The sequence below is a fragment of the Limnobacter parvus genome (genome assembly GCF_024623725.1).
Lineage (GTDB): Bacteria > Pseudomonadota > Gammaproteobacteria > Burkholderiales > Burkholderiaceae_B > Limnobacter > Limnobacter parvus.
Window position 1 is genome coordinate 418,402 of the sequence record NZ_JANKHG010000017.1, and the last position, 18,491, is coordinate 436,892.

General features: G+C 51.5%; 19 protein-coding genes. 14 read left to right on the forward strand and 5 right to left on the reverse strand.

Annotated elements, in window-relative coordinates; all coding sequences use genetic code 11:
• Nucleotides 1-5 precede the first annotated feature (5 nt).
• Genes NSP04_RS09070 through lexA form a run of 3 tightly spaced genes read right to left on the reverse strand, consistent with a single transcriptional unit; the run spans nt 6 to nt 2,751 of the window.
• Nucleotides 6-1,379, reverse strand: coding sequence for a DNA polymerase Y subunit UmuC family protein (locus tag NSP04_RS09070; RefSeq protein ID WP_257512009.1), 1,374 nt, complete (start codon nt 1,377-1,379; stop codon nt 6-8).
• A complete protein-coding gene (gene imuA, locus NSP04_RS09075; RefSeq protein WP_257512010.1) occupies nt 1,303-2,079 on the reverse strand; it encodes a translesion DNA synthesis-associated protein ImuA in 777 nt (258 codons plus the stop codon). The genes NSP04_RS09070 and imuA overlap by 77 nt, the downstream gene beginning before the upstream one ends.
• 21 nt (nt 2,080-2,100) lie before the next feature.
• The gene (gene lexA, locus NSP04_RS09080; protein WP_257512011.1) at nt 2,101-2,751 is read right to left on the reverse strand and encodes a transcriptional repressor LexA; all 651 of its coding nucleotides are present in this window, start codon (nt 2,749-2,751) and stop codon (nt 2,101-2,103) included.
• A 306-nt stretch (nt 2,752-3,057) separates the two neighbouring features.
• Here lexA and yaaA point away from each other — a divergent pair, with 306 nt between their 5' ends.
• The 5 genes from yaaA to rlmD are packed head-to-tail and all read left to right on the forward strand — an operon-like array spanning nt 3,058 to nt 7,558.
• Nucleotides 3,058-3,828 carry a peroxide stress protein YaaA gene (gene yaaA, locus NSP04_RS09085; protein ID WP_257512279.1) on the forward strand — a complete coding sequence of 257 codons (771 nt, stop codon included), beginning with the start codon at nt 3,058-3,060 and terminating at the stop codon, nt 3,826-3,828.
• A gap of 2 nt (nt 3,829-3,830) precedes the next feature.
• Complete coding sequence (gene surE, locus NSP04_RS09090; protein ID WP_257512012.1) at nt 3,831-4,592, forward strand: 5'/3'-nucleotidase SurE; 762 nt, start codon at nt 3,831-3,833, stop codon at nt 4,590-4,592.
• Nucleotides 4,583-5,344 carry a protein-L-isoaspartate(D-aspartate) O-methyltransferase gene (locus NSP04_RS09095; RefSeq protein WP_257512013.1) on the forward strand — a complete coding sequence of 254 codons (762 nt, stop codon included), beginning with the start codon at nt 4,583-4,585 and terminating at the stop codon, nt 5,342-5,344. Before surE ends, NSP04_RS09095 begins: the two co-directional genes overlap by 10 nt.
• The gene (locus NSP04_RS09100; RefSeq protein ID WP_257512014.1) at nt 5,341-6,165 is read left to right on the forward strand and encodes a peptidoglycan DD-metalloendopeptidase family protein; all 825 of its coding nucleotides are present in this window, start codon (nt 5,341-5,343) and stop codon (nt 6,163-6,165) included. The genes NSP04_RS09095 and NSP04_RS09100 overlap by 4 nt, the downstream gene beginning before the upstream one ends.
• Nucleotides 6,166-6,184: 19 nt before the next feature.
• Nucleotides 6,185-7,558, forward strand: coding sequence for a 23S rRNA (uracil(1939)-C(5))-methyltransferase RlmD (rlmD, locus tag NSP04_RS09105; protein WP_257512015.1), 1,374 nt, complete (start codon nt 6,185-6,187; stop codon nt 7,556-7,558).
• A 217-nt stretch (nt 7,559-7,775) separates the two neighbouring features.
• Here rlmD and NSP04_RS09110 read toward each other — a convergent pair whose 3' ends face one another.
• Nucleotides 7,776-8,480 carry a Bax inhibitor-1/YccA family protein gene (locus tag NSP04_RS09110; RefSeq protein ID WP_257512016.1) on the reverse strand — a complete coding sequence of 235 codons (705 nt, stop codon included), beginning with the start codon at nt 8,478-8,480 and terminating at the stop codon, nt 7,776-7,778.
• 172 nt (nt 8,481-8,652) lie between these two features.
• On the opposite strand from NSP04_RS09110, the gene ndk reads away from it, so the two are divergent.
• The 8 genes from ndk (at nt 8,653) to der (ending at nt 17,531) form a co-directional block, all read left to right on the forward strand.
• Nucleotides 8,653-9,078 carry a nucleoside-diphosphate kinase gene (gene ndk, locus NSP04_RS09115; protein WP_257512017.1) on the forward strand — a complete coding sequence of 142 codons (426 nt, stop codon included), beginning with the start codon at nt 8,653-8,655 and terminating at the stop codon, nt 9,076-9,078.
• A gap of 78 nt (nt 9,079-9,156) precedes the next feature.
• Nucleotides 9,157-10,296: a dual-specificity RNA methyltransferase RlmN gene (gene rlmN, locus NSP04_RS09120; protein WP_257512018.1), complete on the forward strand. Its 1,140-nt coding sequence runs from the start codon at nt 9,157-9,159 to the stop codon at nt 10,294-10,296.
• A gap of 265 nt (nt 10,297-10,561) precedes the next feature.
• Nucleotides 10,562-11,683 carry a RodZ domain-containing protein gene (locus NSP04_RS09125; protein ID WP_257512019.1) on the forward strand — a complete coding sequence of 374 codons (1,122 nt, stop codon included), beginning with the start codon at nt 10,562-10,564 and terminating at the stop codon, nt 11,681-11,683.
• Nucleotides 11,684-11,753: 70 nt separating this feature from the next.
• Nucleotides 11,754-13,001, forward strand: coding sequence for a flavodoxin-dependent (E)-4-hydroxy-3-methylbut-2-enyl-diphosphate synthase (ispG, locus tag NSP04_RS09130; protein ID WP_257512020.1), 1,248 nt, complete (start codon nt 11,754-11,756; stop codon nt 12,999-13,001).
• A 50-nt stretch (nt 13,002-13,051) separates the two neighbouring features.
• Nucleotides 13,052-14,377 (forward strand): histidine--tRNA ligase, encoded by a 1,326-nt coding sequence (gene hisS / locus NSP04_RS09135; protein ID WP_257512021.1) that lies wholly within the window; start codon nt 13,052-13,054, stop codon nt 14,375-14,377.
• Nucleotides 14,374-15,024 (forward strand): YfgM family protein, encoded by a 651-nt coding sequence (locus NSP04_RS09140; protein ID WP_257512022.1) that lies wholly within the window; start codon nt 14,374-14,376, stop codon nt 15,022-15,024. The genes hisS and NSP04_RS09140 overlap by 4 nt, the downstream gene beginning before the upstream one ends.
• A complete protein-coding gene (gene bamB, locus NSP04_RS09145) occupies nt 15,017-16,195 on the forward strand; it encodes an outer membrane protein assembly factor BamB (protein WP_257512023.1) in 1,179 nt (392 codons plus the stop codon). Before NSP04_RS09140 ends, bamB begins: the two co-directional genes overlap by 8 nt.
• A 10-nt stretch (nt 16,196-16,205) precedes the next feature.
• Nucleotides 16,206-17,531, forward strand: coding sequence for a ribosome biogenesis GTPase Der (der, locus tag NSP04_RS09150; RefSeq protein WP_257512024.1), 1,326 nt, complete (start codon nt 16,206-16,208; stop codon nt 17,529-17,531).
• Here the strand turns inward: der and NSP04_RS09155 are convergent.
• The gene (locus NSP04_RS09155; RefSeq protein ID WP_257512025.1) at nt 17,528-17,842 is read right to left on the reverse strand and encodes an Mpo1-like protein; all 315 of its coding nucleotides are present in this window, start codon (nt 17,840-17,842) and stop codon (nt 17,528-17,530) included. The genes der and NSP04_RS09155 overlap by 4 nt on opposite strands.
• A gap of 152 nt (nt 17,843-17,994) precedes the next feature.
• On the opposite strand from NSP04_RS09155, the gene NSP04_RS09160 reads away from it, so the two are divergent.
• Entirely contained in the window at nt 17,995-18,468 is a 474-nt protein-coding gene (locus NSP04_RS09160; RefSeq protein WP_257512026.1) for a CBS domain-containing protein, read from the forward strand.
• The last annotated feature ends 23 nt before the right edge of the window (nt 18,469-18,491 follow it).

The window sequence follows — 18,491 nt, forward strand, 5'->3', positions numbered from 1 at the left end:
GCCGTTCAAGCAAAATAGCCGTGCAAGAACCAGCGCGATGAATCATCGTGCAAATCTTGATACAACCACACCAAACTTGAATTGTTGTCACGTGCGCAATAGTAATCGCGCTTGCAGGGCTGTGCGTCCCACCAGCCAAACTCAATTCGTTCCGGCCCGGTCAGCAATTGCCAAGGGCCGCCTGTTTGCCAACTGGGTGTTTTGCCTTGTAGTGGCTTGGGTGTGGGCAATAGCCACAAAGGCCGCGGTGTGCTGCTGGCCAGGGTGGTGTTGTTCAGTTCAGGTGCGTTTTTGTCGGCGATTTTTTTGAACACTATCGCTGTATTTTTAGTGAACGGCGTGTGCTGCAACACAATGCTGCGTTCAGGCCTGGGATCGCTTTCCGTGGCGGCAAACAGCACGGTTTGTTGGCCCAAGCGGGCGCGTAGCACATCGCAGGTGTTGTCCCAGTTGCGTGTGCCTTCCGCTGGGTCGGGCAAAAAACTGGTATTCACATTGGGAAGCAATTCACTGTGCATGCAGCGCACACGAAGGTTGCGTATGTCGTCGTGAAATTGCATGCGCGCCAACTGGTGGTGCAGCAGGCGTCTCCAGGTTTCAATGCAATCGGTGGGCTGCGCACTTCGAAGGCACAAAATTTCTTCACCGTGGGCGTGCTTGAAGGCCCAGTGCAATTCACGCGCCCCCTGTTTTTTTTGGCCAAGCCAGTTGCACACGGCTTGCAGCAAACCCTGGGCATGGTGTTCAATCAAATCCAGCCGATCGCTGTGAAAAGGCAGTTCCGTTTCCTGCTCGAACGTGTCTGCGGGTTTGTGGCTCGCTGCACCCGGTGCTAGTTTGTTTTGCAGGCCAAATCCTGAATCAAGTTCAGCCAGTGCATGCGCACCAAAACGTTTTAAAAAACCATCGCGCGGCAAGCGCCACAAATCAGCAAGCCGTGTGAAGCCGCATTGATGCCAGGTGGCTTGTAATTTTGCGTCGCAATCCAGCACGCCCATTGGCAAAGCCAGCAGGCTGTTCTCATTGAAATTCAGCATGTCCAGAAAATCACTTTCAGTGCTGGCAGGTGCGCATTTGCTCAGCCACCATGCGCCTGTTGCGGTGTGGTGGTTGGCCAGTTGCAATTCGGCAGGAAACTCTTCTGCACCTTGCCACAGTTGTGAAAGCAATGCTTGCGGGCCACCAAACAGCCTGAAACTGCTGTGCACTTCAACCAGCCAACCTGCATGCTCATGGTGTTGGTCTTGCCGCCAACACACCACAGGGCTGTAGTGCGCTGCCAATTCAAACAGTGAATCGACATCAAATTGCGGTTTGACTTCCTGCGGGTTGTGGCTTTGTTTGAAAGCTTGTTTGTAGCTCAGGGCGATCCAGCGCACTTGCAAACTCCTGTGAGTGCGGGGTGTTCATCAACTCATGCTCAAACACAAGGCCGGGCAGGGCGCTTTGCGGATTGGGCAAATCAATTAACAGGGGCTGTTCAAGCACGGGGCCCCTGCGCTTAATTAGATGCACACGCAAGCTGTTGGGACTTTGCGCGGTTAAACACAGGCGCAGCGAAGCAGGCGAAGGTTGCAGTTGCGCACGAATTGGGCGAAATACAAAACTCAAGCCCCTTGAACGCGTGGCCTGGTATTGCAAGCGGCGCAACACGGTAGGGCTGCACAGGGTTTTTTCTTCAGGCAGCCACATGAACAGTGCACCAAAGGAGTCGCTTTGCAGCACTTGTTCAATGGCCCACAAACGGTCTTGAGGTTTGTCGGTTTGAATCAGATTAATTTGATTCAAGGCCACGCCGAACTGTTCAAATACTGGGGTTAGCGGAAGCAATGGTGCACCAATCAGCACCAGTTTCTTTTGTTCCAGCGAGAGCCTGCGAAACACGGGCATTAGAAACCGCAGTTCTCCGATGCCGTGGTGTTTTAAAAGCAGTTCAATCAGGTTTCGCGTGGGCCAACCGCCGCCTGGCAGTTGCTGGTCAAGGTGTACAAAACCACTGGGTATGCGTGTGCTGTTGTCGCTACCCAGTTGGTGGGCACGCCACAGGTCAGGGTGAATGTTGGCAAGATCGGATGACACAACAACCCCCAAACCCCTTGTTTAATGCAACTGGCCTTGGCGAATCAAACCCACAGCCAGTCCTTCAATTGCGAATGTTTCCGTGCGAAGGTCCACTTCAATTGGAGCGAAGTCGCTGTTCTCGGCTTGCAGTTCAACCAAATGGCCTTTCTGGAAAAAGCGTTTCACTGTAACGTCTTCATTCACGCGGGCCACAACAACCTGGCCTGCACGCGCAGTGCTTGCTTTTTTTACAGCCAGCAAATCGCCATCCATAATGCCGATGTCTTTCATCGACATGCCGCGTACCTTCAGCAGATAGTCTGGTTTGTCAGGAAACAGGGCGGGGTCAACTGGAATCTGTTTTTCAATGTGTTCCTGCGCAAGTATTGGGCTACCTGCAGCAACGCGGCCAATTAGCGGCAACTGCATGAATTGTTCCATGACTTTATTCGCTGTTTCTTCAAGACCTTCTGCGTATTCGCCCAGCAAGCGAATGCCGCGCGATGTGCTTGCATCGAGTGCAATCACATTTTTCTTGGCCAGGGCTTGCAGGTGGTCTTCAGCGGCGTTGGCAGAACGAAACCCCAGTTGCCTTGCAATTTCTGCGCGTGTGGGTGGTCGGCCAAACTGGGCAATTTGATCGCGGATCAAATCCAGAATTTCTTGTTGACGAGCGGTTAAACCTTTCATGGCAGCAATCTCGAATTGACATGCTGTGATTATATACAGTAATCGAATTCTTGCAAACTTATTCGCCTGAATCCGATTTGGGTGATCTCAGGTAATAGATACATCTTCGGGAGAGACAGCCTCGGGAGACACGGCCAGAAGCGGAGCGACAAAGTCGCATCCGCGGCCAACCCTTCGACAGGCTGCCTTGTACCTTGCGCATACCTTGTAATGGGTATTTTTCCCGACTTCACACCACTCTGTCCCTGAATCACCTGCCAGATCCTGCGATAATAAGCACGTAGTAACTACAGGTGATTGATGTCCATGATTGTCGTACTTTCCCCAGCAAAATCGCTCGATTACGAAACACCTCTTTCCGTGTCAACCAGCACCCAGCCGCAATTTACCGAGCAGGCTGCCGAGTTGGTGGATATTTTGCGCCCCATGAGCCCAGCGGATATTTCTGAACTGATGTCGGTCTCTGACAAGCTGGGGGTGCTCAATGCCACGCGTTACAGCGAATGGTCTCCGAAGTTCACCAAGAAAAACTCACGCCCGGCATTGCTTGCCTTTAATGGCGATGTTTACGATGGTTTTGATGCAAAGACCCTGGACGAAGAGGGCTTGGCTTTTGCCCAAAAACATGTGCGAATTTTGTCTGGCCTGTATGGTATTTTGCGCCCGCTCGATTTGATGCAGCCTTACCGCCTTGAAATGGGCACGAAGCTTCCGAATTCTGCTGGCAAAGATTTGTACGCCTACTGGAAACAAACCGTGGCCCCAGCTTTGAACAAAGATCTGGGCAAGAAAGACCCGGTGTTGGTTAACTTGGCCTCAGACGAGTACTTTAAATCAGTCGACACCAAGGCACTGAATGCCCGCGTGGTGCAGCCCGTGTTTAAAGATTATAAAAATGGTCAGTACAAAATCATCAGTTTCTTCGCAAAAAAAGCCAGGGGTCTGATGGCTCGCTACATTGTTGATCAGCGCATTACCGATGTAGAACAACTGAAAAAATTCAAAGTTGCGGGTTACGCATTTGCGGCCAAAGAATCCACTGAAAACACTTGGGTGTTTCGCCGCAAGGAAGCTTGATCGTGACCATTCCACACATTTTGATCAGCAACGACGACGGTTACAGCGCCCCTGGTATTTTGGCTTTGCACGGTGCCTTGCTTGAACGCTTCGGCAACACGGTTCACCTTGAAGTGATGGCCCCCGAACAAGACCGCTCGGGTGTATCGAATGCGCTCACTCTGGATCGGCCACTTACAGTGCGCACAGCAGCCAATGGTTTTCGCTATGTGAATGGAACGCCAACCGATTGTGTACACGTTGCGGTGACAGGTTTGCTTGAAAAGCGGCCCGACCTGGTGGTTTCCGGTATTAACAATGGCGCCAACATGGGCGACGACACCATTTATTCCGGCACAGTGGCCGCTGCCATGGAAGGCTTTCAGTGTGGATTGCCTGCAATTGCGTTTTCACTGGCCGGGAAGGGCTATGCGCACCTGGACAGCGCAGCCCGCGTGGCTGCTGAAATCGTCGATCGTTTTCTGAACAACAAGCTGGGTTTGGAACACTGTTTGCTGAATGTGAACATTCCGCCGATTGCCTATGACGACATGCAGGGCTATGAGTGCACCCGTTTGGGCAAACGGCACCATGCCGAACCGGTAATTCCCACCCAAACCCCCAAAGACGAAACTGTTTACTGGATTGGCCCCCCAGGTGGGGCAAAAGATGCTGGCCCCGGCACCGACTTTTATGCCATCAAGCAGGGTAAAATCTCGATCAGTCCGTTGAAGGCTGACCTTACGCACACCGAACAAATGAAGACCCTGGCCGATTGGCTGTAAAACAAGAAGACATGGACCAAAAGCCCCGATTCAAGCCAGCACCCGCGCTGATTACCCAGTCTGCGCGCAAGCTGGATCGCATTCCGGAACGCATCGGCGGCTCTAGCCTGACTTCCGAGCGCGCGCGTAGCCATTTGGTTCAGAAGCTGAAAACCTTGGGCATTGCGAATCAGCAAGTATTGGATGTAATCGGTGCGGTGCCGCGTCACTTGTTTGTGGATGAAGGGTTTGCTTCACGTGCCTATGAAGACGCTGCGCTACCGATTGGCCACCAGCAGACCATCTCGCGCCCCTTCACTGTGGCCCGGTTTGCTGAATACGCTTTGGACGGCCGCAAGGAACTCGACAATGTGCTTGAAGTGGGTGCAGGTTGTGGTTATCAAGCCGCAGTGTTTGCTCACATTGCAAAGCGCGTGGTCAGCATAGAACGCATTGAAGCGTTGTACGACAAGGCTTTGCGCAATTTGAAACTCGCAGGCTTTCAGAAGGTCAAAGTAATTCATGGTGACGGTTTGGCGGGCTTGCCCGCACAGGCCCCGTTTGATGTCATTATTGTGGCCGCTGCCGGTCTTGAAATTCCGCAGGCTTTATTAAAACAACTGAAAATTGGTGGGCGCTTGATCGTGCCCGTAGCTGATCAAAACCAGCAGAATCTGGTCATTGTGGATCGCTTGGCGATCGACAAATGGCACCGCGAAAAGAAAGACTTGGTAAAATTCGTACCCCTGTTACAAGGAACCCGCATCGTATGAAACGTGGCGTATTAAATCGAGCCCCATTGATGGGTCAAACACGTGCATTGGCAGTTGGTTTTGCAACTTTGTTTTTTTTGGGTGCATGTACCTCAACCGGTAATCAAGCCCCTGTCATTGACCGTTTGCCCTCGCGCGCCGTCGACGCAGGTGCTGTAGATGGGTCATACACTGTTAAAGGTGGTGACACGCTCTACAGCATTGCCCTCGACTTTGGTATGGATTGGCGTGAGCTTGCGCGTATTAACAACATCAGCGACCCCACCAAATTGAGCATTGGGCAAAGGTTGCGTGTTACTGGTACGCAAGGGCAGGTGGCGGCAGCTCCTGCGGCACTTGGTTCAATCACGGAAGACAGTGGTGTTGAAGTTACCCCGATTACACCCGCTGGCGGTGCCAAGCCAGTTGAGGCCACGCCCACGCCCGAAATCAAGCCACCTGCGCCGGTTGCTGTTACCTTGGGTTTTATTTGGCCGCACCCGGGGCAAGTGATTCAAGGTTATAAAGCGGGTGTCAACAAGGGCATTGATTTAGCTGCCAAAGTAGGAGACCCCGTGCTGGCCTCGCAAGCTGGCCGGGTGGTGTATTCCGGCAATGCTCTGCGCGGATATGGCAACCTGATTATTTTGAAGCACGACAACAATTTGCTGACCGCTTACGCGCACAACAAAACATTGTTGGTGAAAGAAGGCGAGCCTGTTACCAAAGGCCAGCGAATCGCTGAAGCAGGGCAATCGGATTCCGATCGCCCCAAGCTGCACTTTGAAGTGCGCAAGCAGGGCAAACCTGTTGACCCGATGGATTACCTCCCGGCCCGTTAAACCTTAATCAAATGTAGCCATGGGCCGAAAAAAGAAAAAAGACAGAACACCTGTGGTATTTCCGCAGGTGCAGCTTGCTATTGAGTCGATTGACCTCGAGGGGCGTGGCATTGGCCATGTGGATGGCAAAGTACATTTCATTGAAGGTGCCATCACCGGTGAAACTGTGTTGGCTGAAATTGTGCGGATCAAGCCCAGCTACTCCAAGGGTCGAACCTTGCAAGTACTCTCCAGTGTGTCTGCGCGCACCAAGCCAAAGTGCCCCCATTACGGTGTGTGCGGCGGCTGTGCAATGCAACACATTGAACCGAATGCGCAAGTGGCCATCAAGAACCGTGCACTCGAGGACTTGTTGCAGCGCATAGGTCGCCAAACCCCCGAGCAAATGATGCTGCCCATTTACGGATCCTTTTGGGGGTACCGACACCGTGCCCGTTTAAGCACCCGATTTGTGATTAAGAAAGACCGTTTTTTTGTGGGCTTTCACGAGAAAGCGTCTTCCTATGTGGCCGACATGCAGGAATGTCATGTACTGCCCAAGCATGTTTCCAATATGTTGGTGCCACTGGGCCAAATGCTGGTGACGCTGAGTATTTACATGCGCGTGCCGCAGATCGAGTTGGCCGTGGGTGATGGCGTTACCGCCATGGTGCTTCGCCATCTTGAGCCGCTTAGTGAATCAGACCTGAGCACGCTGAAAGCTTTCGGACAAGAATGGGGAGTTGATTGGTGGTTGCAGCCTGCAGGGCCGGCCAGCGCCCATCGCCTGGAAGTTGACACGGCGGTTGACCTGACCTATCGAATTCCCAGCTTTGGCATTCGCATGCGGTTCAGGCCTACCGATTTTACGCAGGTAAACCACATGATCAACGACGCGATGATTAGCCGTGCTGTGTCCTTGCTTGACTTGAAACCTGAAGACCGTGTCCTCGATTTGTTTTGCGGCCTGGGCAATTTTTCCCTACCTTTGGCCACTCGAAGCAGTTATGTAAAGGGTTATGAGGGGTCCCAAGATCTTGTCGACCGTGCCGGTGAAAACGCACAGTTCAATGGGCTGGCCGATAAAACCGAATTTCATGTGCGCAACCTGTTTGAAGTGGAAACCGCGGAGTGGGAAAGCTGGGGTCAGTTTGACAAAGTGTTGGTTGACCCACCGCGTGACGGTGCGCTTGAAATTTGCAAAGCGATTGTGGGTGCGCGGGCTGAATTTCAACCCAAGAGAATTGTGTATGTAAGTTGTAACCCAGCCACCCTGGCACGCGACACGGCCGTGCTTTGCAATGTTGGCTCTTACAAATTAATGAAAGCAGGGGTGGTGAACATGTTTCCGCACACCTCGCATGTGGAATCAATTGCGGTGTTTGAGCGAGTGGCTTACAGCGACTATTCCTGAAAAATCAGCAGTATAAATAACAAACGGGGCCGTTGCGGCCCCGTTTTCGTTGGTGTGTTTGCCTCACCAACTCGGCGGTCAGTATAGATACCGACCAACTGAGACTTCATACTGCGCTTTTAAAAACGACTTTGCAACAACTTTCGATGCTGCAAAGTGTCAAAAAAAGCTTTCAAATCAATTACTTTAAAGTAACTTTGCTTGAGTCTCCACGTATTTACTCGCGGCTACCGCCAGTGAACACCATGAGCAACTGCAGCAAATTCACAAACAAGTTATACAAGCTTAAGTAAATGCTCAACGACGCCGAAATGTAGTTGGTTTCACCACCGCGCATCACTCGCTGCAAGTCATACAAAATGAACAGCGAAAACAAGCCCACACAGATGGTAGAAATGGTCAGCGACAAGGCCGGCATTTGCAGGAAGATGTTGGCCACAGAAGCCACGATCACCATGACCAAGCCAATCATTAAGCCCTTGCCCATGTTCGTGAAGTCACGCTTTGTAACTGCTGCATAGCTGGCCAAACCGAAGAAAATGCCGGCTGTACCCAAGGCAGCCATCATGATGATGGAACCGCCGTTGGACAGGCTAAGTGCCACCGACAAAATGCCAGACAACATCAAACCCATGAAGAAAGTGAAGCCCAGCATCAGTACCACGCCGAAGGCATTGTCGCGGTTACGCTGAATACCCCAGATAAAGCCGAACATAGCGGCCAGCATCACTACAAATGACAAGATTGGGCTGCCAGCGAACAGTCGGAAGAAGCCGAACTGAACACCTGCAAACGCGCCCAAAGCTGTCGGTATCATCGATAGCGCCAGCAAAAAGTATGTATTTCGCAGAACACGGTTGGTTTCTACGGTTGAAACACCACCGGCTGTGCGGCCAAATTGTGCTGTTTTAAATTCAGACATGTGTTTTCGCTCCTTTGTAAAACGCGAATTGCTATTTACTAAGACTAATAGTAAGGCTTAAAAGTTTCAATTCAAGTGGTGGGTCAGGCCCATGATTGGGTTTTTTATATAAACCAGCTATAATCGCCGGTTAATTTTCTCGCTTTTCTAATTTTTCGGAGTGGTTATTACCATGGCAATCGAACGCACCCTGTCCATCATTAAACCTGATGCTGTTGCAAAAAACGTAATTGGTCAAATTTACAGCCGTTTTGAAGGCGCTGGCCTGAAAGTGGTTGCCGCACGCATGGCCCATTTGTCACGCGCTGAAGCAGAAGGCTTTTACGCCGTACACAAGGCACGTCCTTTCTTCAACGACTTGGTTGAATTCATGATTTCAGGCCCAGTTATGATTCAAGCTCTGGAAGGCGAGAACGCCATCGCGAAAAACCGCGAACTGATGGGTGCCACAAACCCCAAGGAAGCGGCTGCTGGCACCATTCGTGCAGATTTTGCTGAAAGCATTGATGCAAACGCTGTTCATGGCTCGGATGCCGCAGAAACCGCTGCCAATGAAATCGCCTACTTTTTCCCGGCGTCACAAGTATTCGCACGTTGATTTGAGCAACAAGCCCAATTAATTGCGTTGAATACCGGGGACGCACTTGCGTCCCCGTTTGTTTTGAAAGGACACACCATGAGTGAACAACTCGATAATTTGCTGGACTACTCGGTGCCCGAGTTGATTCAGTGGTGTGGCAATCTGGGTGAAAAACCATTTCGCGCCAAGCAATTGGCCAAGTGGATTCACCAATCGGGTGTCGACAACTTCGACGCGATGACCGACCTTGCGAAATCATTTCGCCAGAATTTACATAGCCGAGCCTGCATTCAGGCACCTGACATAGTTTCCGATCATGTGTCGGTTGATGGCACACGCAAGTGGCTGTTCGATGTTGGCCACGGCGATGCAGTTGAAACAGTATTTATTCCTGAAGAACGCCGCGGAACCTTGTGTGTCAGTTCACAAGCGGGTTGCGCCGTGAACTGCCGGTTTTGCTCCACGGGCAAACAGGGTTTTTCCCGCAACTTAAGCACGGCAGAAATTGTTGCTCAATTGTGGAAAGCAAATGTACTGCTGCGTGATTCAGGCAACAGAGTGTACGCACAAGAGCGCCCCGTTACCAACGTCGTAATGATGGGCATGGGCGAACCCCTGTTGAACTATGACGCTTTGGTACCGGCTTTGCAGCTTATGCTGGATGACACCGCGTATGGCTTGTCTCGCCGCCGCGTTACTGTTTCTACTTCGGGTGTAGTGCCTTTTATGGACCGGCTGTCTCAAGATTGCCCTGTGGCGCTTGCGGTTTCTTTGCATGCACCGAATGACGCATTGCGTGATCACCTGGTGCCGTTGAACAAAAAGTATCCATTGCGTGAATTGTTGGATGCATGTTTACGTTATTTAAAGCATGCGCCACGAGACTTCATTACCTTTGAATATGTGATGCTTGATGGCGTAAATGACAAACCAGAGCATGCTCACCAACTTCTCGACATTGCGAAAACAGTGCCTTGCAAATTTAACCTGATTCCATTTAATCCGTTCCCCGAATCGGGTTTGATAAAGTCAACCACACCCGCAATCAAAACGTTCGTAGAAATACTGTCCGAAGGCGGAGTGGTAACCACTGTGCGGAAAACTCGAGGTGACGACATTGATGCCGCCTGCGGACAATTGGCTGGTGAGGTCAAAGATCGAACCAAGGTTCGTGAGCGTACGGTGAGTACAGTTTCTTTGGAAGAACTGAGGGCTTCCTCCAAACGCAGGAGTTAAGCCTAAGCGTGGTTTCCTTTGTCATACAATGACTGTACGGTGCAGCGTGTGGTGGTGTTGCAGCATGTGTATTCCATATCACCCTGCTCCGCAATTCAATGCGAACTTGCAGCGCTTTCTCAAAAGATTGCTCAACGCCTTGAATTTTCATAGATATCGCTTGAATCTACTGGCATGCTTCGATTATGCTGCAAGTGTGGTAGCGGTAAAGTAACTACAATTAATAATCGGCGCCATTGTGCCAGCCGAGGCTTGGAAAGATCAAATGAATGAAAATCGTGCTATGAGCAAAACTGAATCATCAGATGCCAGTGCAGACCAAGACGAAAAACTTGAGCAAAATGTCAGTAGCAACGTTGGTTTAACCGCCGACAAACATCCTAATCTGACCTTGCTGGAATCTGGTCAAAATCCAGGTGGGATTTTACGCGCCGCTCGCGAAAAAGCTGGTTATTCGCTTAGCGATATCAGTGCACAAACAAAAATCAACGAAAAACAACTTTTGGCAATCGAAAGTGGAGATGTTGCCCGTTTGCCGCCCGAAACTTTTGCCAAGGCCTTCATAAAAAGTTATTGCAAGGCTCTGAAAATTGATGCTGCTCCAGTCATCATGGCATTCGGTTATTCCGAGTCGGGCGTGCACACCAAAGTTGCAAGGCTAGGCCAGGCTGAAAGTGCGCGAGCTGAGCCTTTTGAGCCGAAAATGCCCAGCAGCTCCAAGCGTCTTTCCTCCTTGAATTTTGACCGAAAATCAGGCAAAAAATCATTGAGCTACGGTATTGTTTTGGCTGCAGTTGCTGTCATGTCGGTGTTTTACATCCCCGTGTTCATGTCGAACGAGGACGCGCAGGTCTCAGATTCTGAACCGCTGGTTTCCGATGAAATTCAAGCCAACGAAGCGCCGACAACTGCATTGGGCTCTGAAATTGAAACACCTATCGCGCCTGAAGGTGCGCCAGATGATTCATCGCCCTTGGCGCTTGAAGCGCCAGCCACTGCTGGTGACACTGCAATTTTCCCGGCCTTGCAGCAACCGTCTGGTCCATCTGAGTCACCTGGTACTTCGGCTCCGGTTGGCCCATCCGCGGCGCCTTTGAACCCGGCAGGTGCACAGTCGCCAGCAGCGGCTGCTCCCACCGATTCGGCGCCCCAAGGCGTGTTGCGTTTTAAGTTTCAAGAGCAGTCTTGGGTGACCGTTCGTGATGGAAACGACAAAGTATTGATTTCCCAATTAAATGATGGTGGAAGCAATCTTGAAGTTCGTGGGCAACTCCCCTTCAAGCTGATTGTCGGGAATGCGCAGGCTGTGTCAGTTTCGACCAACGGCAAGCCAGTTGATTTGTCTTCTTCCATTCGCGGAGAAGTGGCTCGAGTCACTGTCGAATAAGTTTTAGCAGAAGGGGGTGCAAGGCACCCCTCGGTTTTTTGCAACCTGCCTTAATTTCAGAAGTTTTATCGTGATACCAAACACTCCCCTAAAGCGCCGCCCGACACATCGAGTTGATGTGTGCTGGAAAGAACACGTGGTGTCCATCGGTGGTGGTGCGCCGGTGCTTGTTCAATCCATGACCAACACCGACACCGCAGATGCCCTGAATACAGCACTGCAAGTGAAGGCCTTGTATTTGGCGGGTAGCGAAATGGTTCGTATCACGGTGAACAATGATGCGTCCGCTGCGGCTGTGCCTTACATTCGCGATCAGCTCGACAAAATGCGAATTCCCGTTCCGCTGGTGGGCGATTTCCATTACAACGGTCATTTGCTGCTTCAGAAGTATCCAGACTGCGCCAAGGCGCTTTCGAAGTATCGAATCAATCCTGGCAATGTGGGCTCATCGCGTTCCCGAGACGACAACTTTGCCGCGATGATTGCCATTGCGGCTGAGCATGACAAACCCGTGCGAATTGGTGTGAATTGGGGCAGTCTGGATCAAAACCTCCTGGCCCGCATGATGGACGAAAACGGTCAGAAAGCCGAGCCACTTCCGGCGCAGCAATTGATGTACCAGGCGCTGATTGAATCGGCGGTAAGCAGCGCCCACAAAGCCGTGGAGCTTGGTTTGCCAGCCAATAAAATAGTGCTTTCGTGCAAGGTTAGCCAGGTTCAGGACTTGATCGCGGTGTACCGCGAACTGGCCTGTCGCAGCGAGTTTCCACTGCATTTGGGTTTGACCGAGGCCGGCATGGGTACCAAAGGCATTGTGGCCTCTACTGCAGCCTTGGCGGTTTTAATGCAAGAAGGGATTGGTGACACCATTCGTGTTTCACTTACCCCCGAACCCAATGGGGACCGCTGCAAGGAAGTGCTGGTCGGCCAGGAAATCTTGCAGTCCTTGGGCTTACGGGCTTTTACCCCACAGGTTATTGCCTGCCCAGGTTGTGGTCGCACCACCAGCACTGTATTTCAGGAATTGGCAGATCAAATTCAAACCTACCTACGTGATCAAATGCCCATCTGGAAAAATCAGTATGTGGGCGTTGAAGAAATGAAAGTAGCGGTGATGGGTTGCGTGGTCAATGGCCCTGGTGAAAGCAAGCACGCTGACATCGGAATTTCATTGCCGGGGACAGGCGAGGCACCCTCTGCGCCCGTATTTTTGGATGGGAAGCGCACTGTTACCCTGAAGGGCGAGAACATTGCCCAGGAATTTCAGGCGATTGTGCAGCGTTATGTCGAGCAAAGGTACGCTGGCGCCGATAAGTAAGCCAAGAATAGGCGACAATACCCGGTTGAGAAATAAAGATAATAGTGTCAATGAGTCATCCTGAGTCGCCGGAACAATCCAAAGCCAAGAAACAACCCCGACTTCAATCCGTCAAGGGGATGAACGATGTATTGCCCGTCGAGGGTATTCATTGGGAAAACCTGGAAGTGATGCTGCGCGAGTGGTTGACTTCGTATGGCTATCGCTTGATCAAAACCCCTGTACTGGAGCCTACGTCGCTATTTCGCAGGGGCATTGGTGAGGTCACCGACATTGTTGAAAAAGAAATGTTCAGCTTTGTGGATCGTTTAAACGGCGACGAATTAACTCTTCGCCCTGAATTCACGGCGGGTATTGCGCGTGCCACCATTCAGCACAATTTGACGTATGCAGCGCCACAGCGGGTTTATTCCATGGGGCCAGTGTTTCGCCACGAGCGCCCACAGCGCGGCCGTTACCGCCAGTTTCACCAGCTTGATGTAGAAGCGCTTGGTTTTGGTGGTCCCGACATTGATGCTGAACTGATCGTGATGCTGTCACGCCTGTGGCGTGAAATGGGGCTGGAAGACGTGCGCTTGGAAATCAATTGCCTGGGTGAGGCTCCTGAGCGTTTGGCCCATCGACAAGCCCTGATTGCGTATTTTGAGCAACACACCGAATTACTGGATGAAGACGCCAAGCGCCGCTTGCACACAAACCCATTGCGTATTTTGGACACCAAAAACCCGACCATGCAAGACATGGTGAACAATGCGCCACGTTTGTCTGAATTTTTAGGTGCCGAGTCGCTGGCGCATTACCAGGGCGTGAAGCGTTTGCTCGACGATGCCGGCGTGCGCTACATCGAAAAACCGCGACTGGTTCGCGGGCTCGACTATTACAATTTGACCGTGTTTGAATGGATCACCGATGCTTTGGGAACCCAAGGCACCATTTGCGGCGGTGGCCGCTACGACGGCTTGATCGAAATTCTGGGCGGTAAGCCCACTCCGGCAATCGGATTTGCAATTGGCCTGGAACGTTTGCTCGAGTTGTATCTCGAAGTGAATCAGCCCGATGATGTGGCTGATCTGGATGTGTATGTGGTGCATCAGGGCGAGGGCACCTCACGCCGTGCGTTCACCTTGGCTGAAGAACTTCGCGATGCTGGATTTGCCGTGGTGTTGCATGCAGGTGGTGGCGGGTTTAAAAGCCAAATGAAACGTGCCGATGGTAGCGGGGCCGCTGTGGCCGTTATTCTGGGCGAAAATGAATTGAATGCTGGCACTGCAGCAGTGAAAGTTCTGCGCGGTGAAAGCAAGCAGGAAGAATTCAAACAAGAGGGATTGGCCGAAGCCATTTTCGGTCTGCTTTACGGAGAAGGAGAGGAGTCTTGAGTCGATACAGCCTTGAGGAACAAGAACAACTGGCCAGTTTGAAATCTTTCTGGGACAAGTATGGCAGTTTCATTCTGACCGTACTAATTCTGGTGTTCGGTGCCTTCGCCATCCACAATGGTTGGAAGTGGTGGCAAGCGCGCCAGTCGACTGATGCTGTGCTGGTGTACGAGCAATTGGAAGCAGCCACACGCGAAGGCAATTTGGACCTTGTTGGGGAAATCAACAAAACCCTGATTGAAGAACATGCTGGCTCACAATACGCGCAGCGTGGAGCCTTGATTTCCGCAAAGGCTTATTTCGATGAAGGCAAGTTGGATGAAGCCAAGGCCGCACTGCAGTGGGCGGCCGAAGAGGCCAAGCTCGACGAATATGCAGCCACAGCACGTTTGATGTTGAGCGCTATTTTGATCGAGCAATCTGATTTTGAGGGTGCCAAGGCAGCCTTGAATGAAAGTTATCCGGGCTTTGAAGGTTTGTTTCATGATCGTTTGGGTGATTTGGCCCTTGCGCAGAAAGACATTGCCACAGCACGAAAAGAGTATGAATTGGCCCAAAGCACCATTCAAGCTGACAGCCCATGGAAGCAAGTGATTGAGCGCAAGATCAGTGCCTTGCCCAAAACTGGAGACCAAGTTAATGAGTGAACGAATGAATCAAGCCGCCAAATTCACAGCGGCATTCGCGTTGCTGGCTCTGCTGGGCGGTTGCTCGACCATCAGCTCAACAATGAGCAATTTAAACCCCTTTGGCGGCAATGCTGTGAAACCGGCTGCACTACAAGATTTCACGCCGCAAATTAAAGTGACCAACGTGTGGTCTGTGGATGTGGGTGATTCCAAGCAAGGTAATTTCGTGCCTGTGTTGCTCGAATCCACCGTGTATGCAGCCTCCGAAGAAGGCCAGTTGGTCGCCATTGACAAAGCCACTGGCAAAATCAAGTGGAAAGTGAAGGTGGGCTCGAAATTGAAAGCGGGTGTGGCTGCCACATTGGATGCGGTTGCTGTAATCGACGTGAACAACAATTTGATAGCGTTTGACGCGAACGGCAAGCAAATTTGGCAGACTGGTGTGGGTGCTGACGTAAGCAGCGTACCCATTGGCGCTGCCGGTACAATTCTTGTGCGCAGTATTGATTTTTCGGTGATAGCGTACTCATCGTCAAATGGTGCGCAGCGCTGGAAGTACTCCCGTCAGCTTCCGCCGCTTACGCTGCGAGTCAATACACCAGTTGATGTGAACAATGCTCGCGTGTATGCCGGTTTTCCCGGCGGGCGTCTGGTTGCACTTGATTTGAATTCTGGCACTGTGTCTTGGGAAGGAACACTGGCTTCGCCTTCGGGTACGACCGAGATTGAAAGGATTACCGACGTGACCGGCACCCCGATTTATAATTTCCGGGAGGTATGCGCCGCTGCTTTCCAGGGCAAACTGGGTTGTTTGGATTCCGTCAGCGCACGCCCCGTCTGGACTGTTGATTTTTCAGCACCCAATGGCGCGTCTGTGGATGATCGCTACATGATTGCACCCAACGAGTTGGGAAATATGTTTGCTTTCTCCCGCAGCGGTGGAAAACAAGTTTGGCGTATCGAAACCTTCCAGCGTCGCTTGCCGACCACCCCGACCGTCATTGGTCGAGCTGTGGCTGTGGGCGATTTTGATGGGTATTTGCATTTCATTGAAAGAGACACAGGCAAAACCATTGCGCGAACGAAAGTGGGTTCAACCGCTTTTGCAAGCCAGCCTGTGGCTGCAGACACCGATGCCTTGATTGTGCAGTCGCGTGGCGGCAGTGTGGCCCTGATATCTGTCCAGTAAAAAGTAAAACATGAAACCTGTCATTGCCCTGGTTGGGCGCCCAAACGTGGGTAAGTCCACATTGTTCAATCGCTTGACCCGAACAAGAGACGCCCTGGTGGCCAACCAGCCTGGCTTAACCCGCGATCGCCACTACGGTTTGGGTCGCCTCGGCCCACGTGAATACCTGGTGGTCGATACAGGTGGTTTGGAACCCGTGGCCAAAGACGGCATTTATGCAGAAATGGCCAAGCAAAGCCGACAGGCAATTGTTGAATCCGATTTGGTGTTGTTTCTTGTTGATGGCCGCCAGGGCGTTACGCCTCACGACCATGTGATTGCAGCCGAGCTTCGAAAAGCCAAGCGAGATGTAATCCTGGTGGTTAACAAGACCGAAGGCTATACACACTCAATGGCTGCAGCCGACTTTTTCGAGTTGGGGTTGGGTGAACCTGAAACCATTTCTGCAAGCCATGGAGATGGCGTCCGTCAGTTAATGGATATTGCCTGCGAAAAGCTGCCTGTTCTACCTGAAGATGAAGAAGGCGGCCGACGCATCAAAGTGGCCATTGCCGGGCGTCCGAATGTGGGCAAGTCGACCATGGTGAACACCTTGCTGGGCGAAGAACGCGTAATTGCATTCGATTTACCTGGCACCACCCGCGACAGTATTTACATCGACTTCGAGCGTAACGACAAGCCGTACACCCTTATTGACACCGCTGGTTTACGTAAACGCGGCAAGGTGTTTGAGTCAGTTGAAAAGTTTTCGGTGATCAAGACACTCCAAGCGATTGAAGACGCCAATGTAGTTATTTTGATGCTGGATGCCCAGCAAGACATTTCCGATCAAGACGCTTCGATTGCTGGTTTTATTGTTGAGGCAGGGCGTTCGCTGGTATTGGCGGTGAACAAATGGGACAGCCTGGATGATTACCGCAAGGAACGTATCAAGGCTGAAGTAGGGCGCAAACTGACATTTCTGAGTTATGCCAAGTTTCATTATGTGTCGGCCACCAAGCCATTCGGCATTGCCGCCATGATGAAGTCGGTGGATGAAGCGCACGCAGCAGCGTTCGCCAAACTGTCTACACCCAAACTGACACGCTTGATTCAAGAGTGTGTAGAGCATCAACAACCTCCACGCAAGGGCATATTCCGGCCCAAGCTTCGCTACGCCCATCAAGGCGGGCAGAATCCGCCCATCGTAATTGTGCACGGTACGGCTTTGGATGCCATCCCAGACAACTACAAGCGTTATCTGGAAACCCGTATTCGCGACCGATTCAAGTTAGACGGTACGCCGCTTCGAGTTGAATTCCGAAGCAACGTGAACCCGTTCGACAAGAAAGATTAAAACGGAATTTTTCTCGTCAAAATGTCTTTGTACATCACCCAGTCGCCCATGAAGCTGTAAAGCGGGTATTTGAAAGTGGCAGGGCGATTTTTCTCAAAGAAAAAATGCCCCACCCAAGCAAATGCATAACCCACCAACAAACCATAAAGCAGCCAAATTGGCTGACCGGTTGTCAGCAATTTGAACAGGCAAATCAAGGCCAGGGTCGAGCCCACAAAATGAAGGCGTCGGCAGATAAGATTTGTGTGTTCAGCCAGGTAAAATGGGTAAAAGTCAGCGAAAGTTTGAAATCTGTTTCCTGTTTTTGGCATGAATGTGTCTCCTGTTCTTCATTTTTAGTCTTCATAGTTTACATCTCCTGCCGCTTCAGGCCTGCATTTGCCCAAAAATTTTGACTTGAAAGCTGCGCCATTTCGGGTAGGATGAATAAAAACCATCACAAGAAGAACCTAGGAGGTTTGCGATGCAAGTTAAAGAAGTCCTGCGGGTGAAAGGCAATACACTGTTCACTGTCACGCCCGAAACGAATTTGTCTGATTGTGTAGTGACCATGGCCGATCACGACGTGGGCTCTTTGGTTGTAATGGACAAGGGTGAGCTGGTAGGCATTGTTACCTTCCGAGAAGTTATCCGCGTGCTGGCCAAGCGCCAAAAAGAGCATCGCACAGGACCCACGCCACCGGTAGCGGAAATCGTTGTTCGCGAGGTCATGAACCCCGAGCCCACTGTGGCCACGTTGACCATGGAAGTGGACAGCCTTCGCAAACTCATGCTTGAGAATCACCAGCGCTATTTGCCAGTCATGGACGGTAACACCCTTTGCGGAGTGATTTCTTTTCACGACGTGGCCAAAGCCGTACTGGAAGAGCAGGGTTTCGAGAACAAAATGTTGAAAGGCTACATTCGTGACTGGCCCATGGAAGAAAGCAGCAACTGATTGACTATGAAGATCAGTACAGG

Excerpts from the sequence above, each read along its gene's own strand:
- NSP04_RS09110 (WP_257512016.1), bottom strand. The coding sequence starts at position 8,480 with ATGTCTGAATTTAAAACAGCACAATTTGGCCGCACAGCCGGTGGTGTT.
- lexA (WP_257512011.1), bottom strand. The coding sequence starts at position 2,751 with ATGAAAGGTTTAACCGCTCGTCAACAAGAAATTCTGGATTTGATCCGC.
- rlmN (WP_257512018.1), top strand. The coding sequence starts at position 9,157 with ATGAGTGAACAACTCGATAATTTGCTGGACTACTCGGTGCCCGAGTTG.
- bamB (WP_257512023.1), top strand. The coding sequence starts at position 15,017 with ATGAGTGAACGAATGAATCAAGCCGCCAAATTCACAGCGGCATTCGCG.
- NSP04_RS09125 (WP_257512019.1), top strand. The coding sequence starts at position 10,562 with ATGAATGAAAATCGTGCTATGAGCAAAACTGAATCATCAGATGCCAGT.
- rlmD (WP_257512015.1), top strand. The coding sequence starts at position 6,185 with ATGGGCCGAAAAAAGAAAAAAGACAGAACACCTGTGGTATTTCCGCAG.
- NSP04_RS09160 (WP_257512026.1), top strand. The coding sequence starts at position 17,995 with ATGCAAGTTAAAGAAGTCCTGCGGGTGAAAGGCAATACACTGTTCACT.
- yaaA (WP_257512279.1), top strand. The coding sequence starts at position 3,058 with ATGATTGTCGTACTTTCCCCAGCAAAATCGCTCGATTACGAAACACCT.
- ndk (WP_257512017.1), top strand. The coding sequence starts at position 8,653 with ATGGCAATCGAACGCACCCTGTCCATCATTAAACCTGATGCTGTTGCA.
- der (WP_257512024.1), top strand. The coding sequence starts at position 16,206 with ATGAAACCTGTCATTGCCCTGGTTGGGCGCCCAAACGTGGGTAAGTCC.
- NSP04_RS09100 (WP_257512014.1), top strand. The coding sequence starts at position 5,341 with ATGAAACGTGGCGTATTAAATCGAGCCCCATTGATGGGTCAAACACGT.
- NSP04_RS09155 (WP_257512025.1), bottom strand. The coding sequence starts at position 17,842 with ATGCCAAAAACAGGAAACAGATTTCAAACTTTCGCTGACTTTTACCCA.
- hisS (WP_257512021.1), top strand. The coding sequence starts at position 13,052 with ATGAGTCATCCTGAGTCGCCGGAACAATCCAAAGCCAAGAAACAACCC.